Origin of the sequence: Parabacteroides caecihominis (assembly GCF_023656785.1) — a bacterium.
Lineage (GTDB): Bacteria > Bacteroidota > Bacteroidia > Bacteroidales > Tannerellaceae > Parabacteroides > Parabacteroides segnis.
On sequence record NZ_JAMOKS010000016.1, the window covers coordinates 99,577 to 112,906 of the forward strand.

At 41.2% G+C, this 13,330-nt stretch carries 5 protein-coding genes; all 5 read right to left on the reverse strand.

What is annotated here, in order from left to right; translation table 11 throughout:
• Positions 1–750 precede the first annotated feature (750 nt).
• Entirely contained in the window at positions 751–1,512 is a 762-nt protein-coding gene (locus NBH14_RS14975) for a glycerophosphodiester phosphodiesterase family protein (protein ID WP_004308129.1), read from the reverse strand.
• A gap of 43 nt (positions 1,513–1,555) precedes the next feature.
• Positions 1,556–3,448 carry a RagB/SusD family nutrient uptake outer membrane protein gene (locus NBH14_RS14980; RefSeq protein ID WP_004318653.1) on the reverse strand — a complete coding sequence of 631 codons (1,893 nt, stop codon included), beginning with the start codon at positions 3,446–3,448 and terminating at the stop codon, positions 1,556–1,558.
• Between the two features lie 18 nt (positions 3,449–3,466).
• On the reverse strand, positions 3,467–6,625 hold the full coding sequence (locus tag NBH14_RS14985; RefSeq protein ID WP_250817607.1) for a SusC/RagA family TonB-linked outer membrane protein: 3,159 nt from the start codon (positions 6,623–6,625) through the stop codon (positions 3,467–3,469).
• 391 nt (positions 6,626–7,016) lie between these two features.
• Complete coding sequence (locus NBH14_RS14990) at positions 7,017–10,985, reverse strand: two-component regulator propeller domain-containing protein (RefSeq protein ID WP_250817609.1); 3,969 nt, start codon at positions 10,983–10,985, stop codon at positions 7,017–7,019.
• Between the two features lie 72 nt (positions 10,986–11,057).
• Positions 11,058–13,106 carry a hypothetical protein gene (locus NBH14_RS14995; RefSeq protein WP_004318649.1) on the reverse strand — a complete coding sequence of 683 codons (2,049 nt, stop codon included), beginning with the start codon at positions 13,104–13,106 and terminating at the stop codon, positions 11,058–11,060.
• Positions 13,107–13,330: the final 224 nt, after the last annotated feature.

Consider the following 13,330-nt stretch of genomic DNA (forward strand, 5'->3'; position numbering starts at 1 on the left):
GCAATCCTTTACCCGCACCACATTCGGCTTTTCTTGCAATTGGCTTACCTGCCTGACATAGACAGGAGAAATACGGGTTTACCAAGTTCCGTACAAGTAACTGACGCCCGACTTAGAGCCCGCCCCTCCACCGCCAGTATGATGTCCGTGTAGCCTTACATTCCCAAAAGACTATCCTGACTACCCACCTTTTGGCTATAGCTTATAAATATCCGTAAGCTATTTCTTTATTACGATGGTGTAGCGATTCACATATGTTACTCATATCAGTCAGCCTAACAGCCTATACATTGGATATTTCTGTAAAGGACTGCATTGTCAAGAGGGCTTCGCACTAAACCATGACTGGTAAAGCACGCCTCTTTAGACTACTATTGACAGAACAATAGGTTCAGGCACAGTGCTGAACAATTACTTGTACGACTTCTTGTCGCACGGAATACCTAAAGATACAAAAAGGCCAACTAATTCGCAATAATTTGGCTATGAATTAGTTGGCTAATTTTATATTATTTAATAAATACCCCTATTCAGTTCGATTAATGGAGCTGAACTATAAATTTGGACGTTTGCCTTCTTATACAAGATTGACATTCATTGTTTCCGCTATTGTTTTGTTTTCAATCAGCATTCAACTGTATCAACATGAACAGTCGTTTGAAAACTTGAAACTCATTTTCCAAAAACATAAATAATCAACAGATTATTAAAGGTAATCAGTTGGACTATACATTATCTCAGAAAATATATCTATTTGACCTTCATTATATCTTTCAACAGTCCCAACGGCTCATCTGTAGTGATAAAGTCGACTTTATCCCAAAAGTATTGCATGTCCTCTTTTTTATTAACCGTCCATACATTCACTTTTAGCCCCAAGGCATGGCAACTTTCAATCCAATCGGTATAACGGTAAAATTCAGAGAAGTGATAATCCGGTCCGGCACTACCCAATTCTTTCAGTTGTTGTGGAGATAAGTCCCCTTTCAGATAATATACAGGAGTGCTTGTGGGAGCCTGACGGATCAGTTCCTTTAATGCGTGAGACGAAAAGGTGATATATATCATCCGGGGTTCGAGTCCCATCTTCTTTATCATCGAAACGATCTCTTCAACAGCTTTTATCTCCCGTTCGGGTTTACTATGAGCTTTCAACTCCAGCACCAGCTTCAAAGATGTTTTCCGCTTAGCTGTTTCCAGAAGCTCTTTTAAGGAGGGTACGCATTCTCCATTCGCTAACCATAACCCGGTTAATTCCTTCAGAGTGGACTCTTCAACCTTATGCCCTTGAATAATCCCATCATGGCTAACCACCAAACCATTATCTTTTGTCAGCCAGACATCAAACTCCGAACCATAACATCCTATAGAATCCGCTTTCAACAAAGATGTAATGCTATTCTGTGCTGATCCTTGGGTTTTCCAGAAACCACGATGGGCAATCACCCGTGTTTGTGCCGAAGTATTGGCAATCATAAACATAATTGCCAATAAACACATTACCTTTTTCATTTTGTCCTTTCCTCTAATTGTTAGTTATATAAGAGCTGATTCTCTAGTATCCCGGATTCTGCACTAGATTGGGATTTACTTCTATCTGATCTTGTGGAATAGCAAGCCAATAGTTCTTGGGAGCGGTAAAATTACGAACGCCGGTTTCTTTCATGTCCGTAAGTTTATAAAAACTATCAGCGGTTTTTCCGGATAATGTCCAGGATTTCTGATAACGCATCATTTCAGTATGGGCAATTTTCCAACGGCGCATATCATGGAAACGTCTGCCTTCCATAGCCAATTCAATGGAGCGTTCATCATGTAATATTTCGCGCAACTTCTCTCCTGAAGGAATACCACCGGCTTTTGCCCATGAATCTGCAAAGGTAGGTAATCCGCAACGTTCACGTACTTTATTCAAATAGGACAGACTGGCAGTACTCAGTGTGCCGCTATATTCGAAATCCGCTTCTGCATAACTCAGATAGAGTTCGGCCAGACGCATATAAGGAAAGCACCAACGGTTGTAGGTTATTTGATCGGTAGTCCTATTATAGGTATCATATTTAGACACCCATTTCTGACAATAATAACCGTTGTCCGTTTGATACTCATCCTTGGCATTGCCATTATTCTGCTGCATTTCACCACGTCTGCATTTGAGCACTATTGTCTTTCCCTGCACGTCATAATTTCCACGATCAAAGCCAATAGAGGCATAAAAGCGCGGATCACGATTCCTGTGAAAACGTACCGTACTATCACCTGGTGCAATGGAATACGGATCAAGCTTCTTAGTCTCGGGATCATCTGCCCAAGGTAGACCGTTCTTGGTATAATACCTACTCACACAATCCCACGTCGGGAATAAGGACCCTCTAAAACCTTTGGTCGAATAACTTGTAAATTCAACACGAGGAGCCATATTCTTGATACAGTAGGAAATAGTTCCCTGTTCAGCAAAGCCAAACAGGACTTCATTCCAGTTAAATCCGCTACCACTGATCCCATCACCGACAAAGGCTTCATGATAGTTTTTCTTCCCTTGCTCCAAGTCATTGGTCGAATTTCCATAAAGTTTGTAACCGTTCTCTTCGCAAAGGTCTATGGCCTCTTTGGCAGCATCCATCGCTCTCTTCCACTTTTCCCGGTCATAAGTCTGGTTAATCAGAAAAGTGCCGTCGGGGTTTTTAAAGTCGGAATAAAACTCACTATTCCCATTGACTAACGGCGAGGCGGCATAAAGCAACAGCCGAGCCTTGAAAGCCAAGGCAGCAGAAGAGGTAGCCCTGTTTCTCTTACTTGAATCCCATACGCCAGGAAGTAATCTAGCTGCTTCCGAATATTTATTGGCAATGAAATCGACACATGTATCATAAGGAGAACGGGAGGTCATCATCTCGGCCGGAGAACTTTCCATTGGTATTTCCTTGTCAATAATAACTATCGGTCCATAGTACTCCAGCATGATCTGATGATAATACCCGATCAAAAACAGCGCTTCACCTTTCCACCAGCTCAGGTTTTCGGGGGTAATGTCCGATACCCTATCCAGATTATTAAGCACATTATAGCAATTGCGGATACTTTCCCATACTGCTTTCTTCACAGCACCCTGCGGATAAGATTTTGCTGTATTGCTCCATAATGAGTAATAAGTCGTTGTTGGGGATTCTTCCCCATAAACCAGACTGCGGAAATGAAACCAGCGCGTTGTTCCTCCTTTGCTCGTTATGATTTCGTTTCCTCCGGTAAAATCAGGAAATTGTTGGGGATGGAAATAGTTAGGGATATTCGCGTAGCAAGACAGTACCATTCCTTCAGCCTGATATTGTGTCCGGTAGATATCATCCACGGTAGCAGTACCTTGCGGAACCACATCAAGAAAATCACATGATGCCATCATTAAACAGCCGATTGCCGACAGGCATAACTTTGTATATATATTTTTCATAACTTATTCTGTTCTTAATTAATAATGAAACTGAATCCCGATCTTGGCCGTGCGCTGTAGCGGATATTTCAAACCATTCCCACTTCCCATTTCAGGATCCCAGGTACTGAACGGAGAGAATGTCAGCAAATTAGTACCTGCTGCATACACACGCAGCCACGGGAAGAAGGAATAGCCCAGTTCGGCATTCTTCAGGCGCAGGAAAGCTGCGTTACGTAGGTAATAAGTGCTGGTTTGCGCATTGTTCGTGATAAATTCGGGTGATAATCGGGGATAGGCGGCACCGGCTACATTATTGCTTTCCGACCAGTGGTCATCAACGATATACTGTGCAATGTTATATCCTTTATGGCCCGCTTCGCTGAACGGATGAATATCGCTCATCATTAAACTGACTTTGGCCACTCCCTGGAAAAACAGAGACAAATCCCACTTTTTATACTTCAACGTTCCTCCAAAACCATAGATAATCTCCGGAATTTCAGGATTGCCGATAATCGTCCTGTCATAACCATTCACCACGTTATCACCATTCAGATCTTTATATTTAATATCTCCCACCGTATAATTTCCGAACGACTGTTTGGGAGATCTGTCTATTTCCTCCTGAGAAGTAAACAATCCGTCAGACACATATCCCATAATACTGTTTATCGGGTGTCCGATTCTTGAAGAATAGGGTTCTACATTCACCGGTTCGTCTATCTCTGTAATCTCATTATGTGCATAGGTCAGACTACCGTTCAGGCGGAGCACCCAATCTTTGCCAATTACTTTGCTGTATGCTACACTCATATCCACACCCTTATTCTTTACCGAGCCAATGTTGGCATAAGGCAGCATACTTGTCACTCCCATTGTTGAAGGGACGGACGAACGTTGCATAAAAATTCCACTACGGTCTTCCTTGAAATAATCAATGGTTATATCCATAGATTCAAGAAGGGTCATATCGACACCTAAATTCAGCTTTTTCGATTTCTCCCATGTAGCGTTCGCATTACCATAAATATTTACAAGCGGCCCATTCACGCGGGTACCGCTACCAGTCCACCAATCCAAATTATTATTCATACTGACTTCTGTTACATAGGGAAAGCGAGTGGCAAGCGCATCATTTCCGGTCAATCCATAAGTAGCTCGGATTTTCAGAGTGGAAACTGTTTTTTTTAACGGTTGGAAAAACTTTTCATTAGAAATAGTCCATCCTAGGGCAATCGCAGGGAAGAATCCGAAACGATGCCCGCTTCTGAAATTCTCCGAGCCATTATAACCAAAGGTAGCCTCAAGCAGGTAACGCTGACCAAAACTGTAGGTCAGACGTCCGGCCATCCCTTGCTCACGGTAAGGAAGAAGATCTTTTTCAGCTCCGCCGTCCTTCACTTTCTTGGTTTCTTTCATGTGGTAAACAAGGGTAGCTCCCACATCATGTCCACCAAACTGGCGTGAGTAGTCCAGCGCTCCCTGTAAAGACCAGACACTCTCTGTCGGATCACGCCCGGAATTGCTCTTCAGATAAGGTTCTCCCGGCTCACCGATAGTCGAAGTCTTATAAAGGTAGTTTCCCTGATCATCCATCGTATAGTCATCAGATACTTTATAGTAGAAAGGTACAATCCAATGATCCAGCCAGTTAAAACTGTAATTATAGAAAGATGCCAGTCCGGTGAGTTTTAACCCTGGTGTGACAAACTTCAAGTCCTGTTCGAGATTGAAAGCGGTCGTCATATAGACATAATTTCGTTCCGTATAACCTTCACTCAATTTGGCGTAAGGATTCGGCTCTGATTTTCCCACATCCCACGGATCATTGCTACCGTAGCGGATGTATGTATCCCCTGGTTCAGCAGGAAGTGTAGCAGGAAAACGTACGGGATTCCCATGCATGGAATAGGCGAACAAATTCCGGGTACTTGTTTTGGGGGCATGGTGGTAGAACAACTGCGTATTCATATTTAGCCCCACTTTCGTCGTAGAGGTAACACGGGCTGTCACATTACTCTGAAACAGGTATTTCTTGTTGCGCATACCCACATCAAGCTTATCTTCCTTGGGTTGCCGGATGATACCATTTTCATAGAAGATTCCAGCATTCAGGAAGTAATCCACATTTTTGCTTCCGCCCTTGATGGAGATATTCAAATTCTGATTAACGGCGAAGTCTTTGAACAACATACTGTACCAGTCATTGTTTGGGAACAGGTAGGGATTTGCATTGGCACGTGTTTTATCTATCTTATCCCGGCTATAGAAAGGCTCATACTCTTGGTTATTGGCAATAGCCTGATTATAAACGGCTTCATTATACATATCCATGTAAGTCGGGCCATCTGCCATTTTCTGCACATAGGTAGGCATGGAGAAAGTATTATCAAAGCGGATATCTACAGACATTTTCTCGGAAAGCTGTCCTTGCTTGGTAGTAACGATGATAACTCCGTTAGCCCCCCGTGAGCCGTATAGGGACGTTGCCGTAGCATCTTTCAGCACAGAAAACGACGCGATAGATTCTGGAGGAATATTGTTCATCATCGTAGCGTTGATTTCCACACCGTCAAGTATGATCAGCGGTGAGGTATTCGAACCAAAAGTTGATATACCACGTATATAGAATTTCGCCTCATCAGAGCCTGGTTCACCCTGTGTTTGTACGGCGATGATACCTGGAACGTTCCCGGCAAATGAAGTACTAAGATTACTGGATGTCATCTTCAGGTCTTCCGGCTTCACTGCCTGCACAGCTCCCACGAGGGATTCTTTCTTTTGTTTGCCAAAACCGACCACGACCACTTCATCCAGCATCATACTCCTGTCCGGAGTCAAATTAACGGAAATGAACTTCTTATCTTTTACCACTACCGTTTTCTTCTGGTACCCAACATATGAAATGGTCAATGATGCGTTCTTTGCCAACTGTATAGTGAATATACCGTCCACATCTGTTATAACCCCGTTCTGCGTTCCACTTTCCAATACGGTAGCTCCAATAACAGGCTCTCCGTTTTCGTCTCCCACATATCCTTTCATTTCTGCTTTTACTTCTTTTTGCTGGCTCTCGTCGATCTTTCTATTATCTGCCGCCGTTACAACGGAAACGGGAAATAATGTGAAGGCTAACCATAACAGGATGCAACAGCTTTCGCTGGTAAGGCATCCTTGTTTTACTTTACAGTTCATATATCAATAGATTTTTTGATTAGTAGTGTAGATTTTTCTCTGAAATACAGGGAGGTGTGTCGTAATGCACGATGTACCCTCTTTTTTATTCATTACTATACAACTCTGTTCATTTTCTTTTCTATTATTCATTGTGTGTGCAATTTATTTTATAATTATTTCTTTGACTTTATATAAATTACAGTACAAATTCTCAAACTAAGAATCGTTTATATATACGATAGGAAAACAACTCTCTCTTCCGCCCGAAGGCTGGCTGGCAAAAAAAAGTAAATACCTTGTCATACATCAAATTTAGTTGTTAATATATTTGCAAAATTACCCGGAACAACTCGGATAAAATATCAGAAAATGACCTGATATTATAAAATTTAAAGCAAAATACATATTACTAGTGCGATATGAAATCTTTAGGCAGTACTCCGAACTGTTTTTTAAAACAGCTTGAAAAATAGGAGGGGGTACTGAACCCTACCATGTAAGAGACTTCCACCACTCCATAGGTTCCTTCTTTCAGTATGGAAGCTGCCTGCTTCAAACGGAAAAGGCGGAGATATTCGTTCGGACTCATATTTAGGATTCCTTTCAATTTCCGGTAAAAGTTGGAACGTCCCATATTCATTGCATCCGCTATATCATCAATTTGCAGGTCCGTATTATCAAGATGGCGTAATACATACTCATTTAACTTGCTAATAAACATCTCATCGGCCTTTGTCTGCGCCATTGCATCTGCTTTGATAAAAGGAAATTCAATAAAGTGACGGCGTAATCTTTCCCGATTACTCAACAGATTTGCTACATTGGCACGAAGATACTCCATAGAAAACGGCTTTTCAATATACGCATCCGCCCCTTCTTCAAGTCCTTCGATTCTTGATTCCAGATTAGTTTTAGCTGTCAATAATATTACAGGAATATGACTATAGTCCAGATTTTGTTTCAGATGCTTGCATAATTCAACCCCGTCCATCAGAGGCATCATAATGTCACTTATTATCAGATCCACAGATTTCTGTTCAAGAACGTCCAACGCCTCGACCCCATTTTCCGCAATCAGTACATGATACAATGAAGACAATTGCCTGAACACAAAAGCAAGCATATCCTTATTATCTTCTACAACCAATATGGAAGCAACCTCTCTTTTATCTTTATCAGAAACTTCACGATCTTCATCATCATACCCAGGTTTCTTATGTTGTTCTTCCGAATCATCCGGAAGTGTCTGGTGTAATATTGGAATGGAAAGAATGAAACGGTTACAATCTAGCTCCCGGTCCATCACCAGCATACCTTGATGCAACTCTGCCAAGTAACGAGCCATAGCTAATCCGATGCCTGTGCCCGAGACAATATCTTTCCCGTCCCGGTATTGGACAAAGGCTTTAAAAATATTTTCACGCATTTCGATAGGGACTATATTCCCATCATTACTCATAGAGATAGTGAACACCTCATTCTTCTCATCAACAGACAAATGGAGATAAACGTATGTCCGGGCATATTTCAATGCATTAGCAAACAGATTACTGAGAATTTTGGTCAAAGCCTCTTTGTCAACAGAAGCCAACAATTCTTCCTCTGGAACTTCTACTTCAAATTTAATTCCCCTTTGCTTTGCCAAAGTGGTGAAATACTTATAAACAGAGTGGACGATAGTACCGATATTATATTCTTTCGGATTCAATTTAAAACCTTTATTTTCCGCTTTACGGAAATCAAGTAATTGGTTTATCAGGTTCAGTAACCTCTCCACGTTCTGATCCATAATTTCCAATTCCATCCTTACATTTTCGGAGAGTTCCCTATCAGCAAGTACATTCTCCAATGGGCACTTTATCAGTGTTAAAGGAGTACGGATTTCGTGTGCCACATTTGTAAAGAAATCTATCTTAGTGGTGTAGAGTTCCTGCTCCTTTTCCTGTTCGAACTTCTCCATCTCTTTACGCTGCTTTTCAATAGTACGCTTCCTTAAATAAAAGAAGAGGGCGAAAAATGTACCGAGTATCAATAGGATATAAATCAGGTATGCCCATACGGATAAATAAAACGGGGGCAATATCCTGATCCCCAATGTGCGTACATCTGGATTCCATACACCATCACTATTCGCACCTTTCACGCGTAACATGTATGTCCCATAAGGTAAATTGGAATACGTAATAGGGCCCTTACCCGCTGTATGCCATTCGGAATCATACCCTTCCAGTCTATATAGCAGTGTATTCATGCTCGGTGACTGATAACTTGTCGCAGCTATCCTGAAGGAGAACGAATTCTGATTTGACTGAAGTTCGATATGGTTTGACAAAGTGATACTTTGTTTCAATGGAGAGCCTTTTTCTCCGACTACCACCTTTTTATTAAAGAGCATAAAATCGGTAATCAAAACAGAGGGTAAAAAATCATTATCAATAAAGGAGGAGGGGGCAAAGGAGATGAAACCGTTAATACAGCCAAAATAAATCCGTCCATTCTTATCCTTATAGCTGGACTGGTAATTAAACTGGTTACTCAGCAACCCATTAGCAACTGTATACACTTTAAAACTGGAATTCTTCGGGTTAAAATGCACCAGCCCTTTATTGGTTGAAACCCAGAACAATCCCTTTTCATCTTCTTCAATCCGATAAATGACGTTGCTTGGCAGACCGATACCGTCATAACGGACAAAGGTGTTGGCGGAAGGCACAAAGCGGCAGAAGCCACCTCCTTGTGTGGTAAACCATAGCTGATTTTGACTGTCTTCAAAAATACTCAGCACCTTATTGGATGGAAGGGTGGACGAGTCTGCTTCCTCATGTACGAAATGTTCCCAACCACCTGTACGGACATTCTTTTTATAGACGCCATCGGCATAAGTTGCCAGCCATAAATTCCCCTGCTTATCCTCCTTTATATAATAAACAAACGTCCACCCAAGTTCGGGGACGCGTTTAAAACGTTCCGTATCTGGGTTGTACCGAAACAATCCTATTGTTGTTCCAAGATACAGATCGCCCGCAGTTATCCGGCAGATAGAAAAGATATCACTTGCAATATTATCATAGTGCTTTACAGCGTATGTCCTCAAATCAATACGCTTCAATCCTTTTGCAAAATTCCCAACCCACAGATAATCTCCGTCCAAATACAATCCGTGAACATTATGATAAATATCCGGATGAATGAACGGTTCGATTTTTCCAGTACTAGGATAATAATGGAAAAGCCCCTTATCTTCTGTACCTATCCAGAGTGTGCCGTCATGGGCGGCACAAAACTCCCGCACCCTTTTTCCCATTTTGTTTGATTCTTTCTGGGGATAGACTTTATCAAAGTAGGTATATTGCCGGGGGTAATAATTCACACCCCCAAAATAAGTCCCTATCCACATTCCGCCTTCACGGTCTTTGAGAATCGAATAGATGGCATTGTCAGAGATTGAATAGGGATCACCGTTGACGTTCTGCAAGTGGATGATTTTTGCCGTGTGCAGATTATAGATATAAAGTCCCGATTCGGTTCCTATCCATAATTCGTCATCTGAATAAAATGCAAGTTCCCTGATATAAATATCACCTCCCAATTCATCCTTGGAAAGAAGGGTACGGATAGTCTTATTAGTTAGGTTCACTTCTTTCAGTCCGAATACAGTTCCCACATACATGCAATTATAGGGTCCGGGGAGCAATTTATAGATGTATTCATCTCTGAAAGACACTTTTGAATCTTCTGGAAAAATCGGAGTTAAAGTTTTAAGCTTGTCTTTTGAATAATACAGATTTCCATCACGTATGTCCAACCAGCAGACATCGTCCGAATCAAAATAGAGTTGGCCGGAAGTTTTAAGGTTCAGAGTACCGGACCCGTCCGACTGATAATTAACCAACTGGCTATCCTGGGGATTGTAATAGAAGATTCCCCGCGTCTGAGTTACAACCCAGATACCTCCTTTCTGGTCCCCAGTTATCAGATTGACCGTACAGTCTATATCTATGTTTGGATTACTTATCAGAGTAAAATGCCTGACCTTTTCCATTTGTGGGCAATAGACATATAGGCCTACGTCTGTCCCAATCCATATTTGCCCAAGATTGTCTTCATACAAAGAAGTGATGAAATTATTGCCCAAGGTTCCGGATTCTTTCATGAAAGTCCGAAAAGAGATACCATCATACCGGTCAAGACCATCCTTCGTCCCAAACCACATAAATCCTTGTTTATCCTGAAGGATGGCATGGACCGTATTCTGGGATAATCCATTATTGATATCAAGTGAACGGAATGCATATTGTCCTTCATTCAGAACGGCAAGGGAATAAAGAGGCATCAAAGAAAGAAGTATTAATATAACTAAAATACGTAGTCTCTGCATTGTCTTAATTGTTAGTTTCATTAATTAACATACAACAGGATATAAGAATATCCTGAAAAGTGGATATCAGAGCTATTTCAACAGTATATTCTCAGTACGTCCCGGTGTCAGCAATTCCCAAAGGGATGCTACCGTCCAACCGGGAGCAAACATGTCATTATAATATCCTTTTCCATTCCTTCCATAATCCCAGTTGGTGTGCTGGATCACTTCCGGATAATAACCAACTTTTATCACTCCACACATATGTCCTTTATAAGGAAGTAACTGGCACATGGAAGTAGAAATGACTTCAGCAAAATCAGAGAAACGAGGTTCATTATACTCTTTGGAAAGCCAACGGAGCACATCGGCAAATTCAAAAATAAATACATCAATATGATTATTCTCCACCGAGACATTTCCCCAGCCGCGAGTTTTCAGACCGATATCACCCAACATCTGCCCGGGAGCAAACGGAACGTCCCAGACGTAATACCAGGACAAGGCAAAATAAGCCGCTTTTCGTGTCAGAGAGGCATAGTGGTTATGTTCCGTACCATTTGTTATCAATGATAAATAGTAAGTTGCCGTAGCGGTATAGAGGGAAGCTTCCTTATCCTCACAGTTTGCATCCAGCGTAGAGGAGAAATAGTCAGCCTTTGATATAAGCTCTTTTTCCAGATATTCCGCAGTACGCCGGGCAGCGGACAGATAGCGTTTGTCCTTAAAATATTTATATCCCATAACCAGAGGTAATGTAGCGGATGGAGTACTTCCTCCACTTCCGTCAACAACTGTAAAGTCATCATGGAATTTACGTGGAAAACTTCCATCTGGATTTTGCAGTTGCAAGAACATATCGAGCATTTTCTTTAAGCGTTGTTCCCAATCAGGATGGTGACGTTTATACTTCTGTTCATAATTCAGATAATGAAACATGGCATAAATTCCTTCCGACTGACGACGTATGCTATGCACTGGGCGTTCTTCTTTCACATCACTATCATTTTCCAGATTTACCCATTCACGCAAATAACCGGTTTCCGTAAAGCCATTTTCTAAGTAACTATCAAATATCTTTTTACTGCTAGCTGCAAGGTCATCACGTCCATTCTCATTGCCAAACTCCCATGCATTGAAAGCGTTTAGAAGTACGCGACCGACAAAACCTATCTCTGCTACATTCATGTTGGCACAGGCTGCCACTTTCATTTCAGGGCTGGAGTAATAGGCAAGAGCTTTGTCCCCAACAAAACTTTCCACAAAATAATTGCTCAGCACTCCTTTTATCTCTTCTGGAGAAAAAGGTATTTTCACAGGTTGGGGACGGTATGTATCATAACAATATTCCCAAGTATGGCAAATAAAATCTGAGTAGTCTGTAGCCTGCCCCTCGATAAATTCCCAGGTCAGGAGTACTGTTTCTCCTTTTTTTAGATATTGGAAAGATGTAACCTCCGGAGCCAGCGTCAACTTACGAATATAGGTTTTAGGAGCTTCTCGGTAAGGAAATCCAAAAGATAGTGTTGATGTTCCGTCATGGCTCTCAAAGCCGGTGAACCCTAGGGACGTTTTGCCCGAGAGGATGATTTCGCCTGTTTGGTGGGTAGCAAGGGCATCCCATTGAAAATCGTCCTTGCGTGCCACAGTCATATAACGTCCATCTTTCTGATTGAAGATACCGGTAAGGGGTGAGCTCAGACGATCCTCACGTACCAGCCAACTCTCTGATATATGAAATGAAGGAGCACCTTTAGGAGAACGTAAATTGCGACTATACCAGAATCCTGGTAGATAAAACATACAGTCATTATGTCGGAAGCCTGTTTTCAACTGTTGTTGATAATTAAAGTACACGTCTTCCAATGCCGTAATACTTACTACCATTACACATTTAACATTGTCACGTTCTATTCTCTCTGTAATGATTAATGGTATTTTTTCTTCAGACTCTAACAGATAGATTCCCTTATCATCAACGGCTCCTTGAAAAGCAAGGGAATAGTTTCGTGATTGATTACCGGGAACCTTCAAGGAGACTTGTGCAGATATTCTTTTATATATATCATTAACAGTCCTAGCATCAATAGTAATAGTACAGATCATCAGGCAACAAAGCATACATCTTAATTTTGTCATATAAATCAGATAATTTAGTTTATTAATATTCTTTTAATTTGCGTTCCAAAATTAGGATATTACGTATACAAAGAATGTGATTTTTTGAGCAATTATTATAAGATTTCAGTAGAATTCATAAGAAACAGCCCATTAAGTATTTATTTTTTAATCCTCTATTAAGATCCCATTACAATATACACTTATATTTTTATTGGGATATTTAATACTACAAATGTAAATGT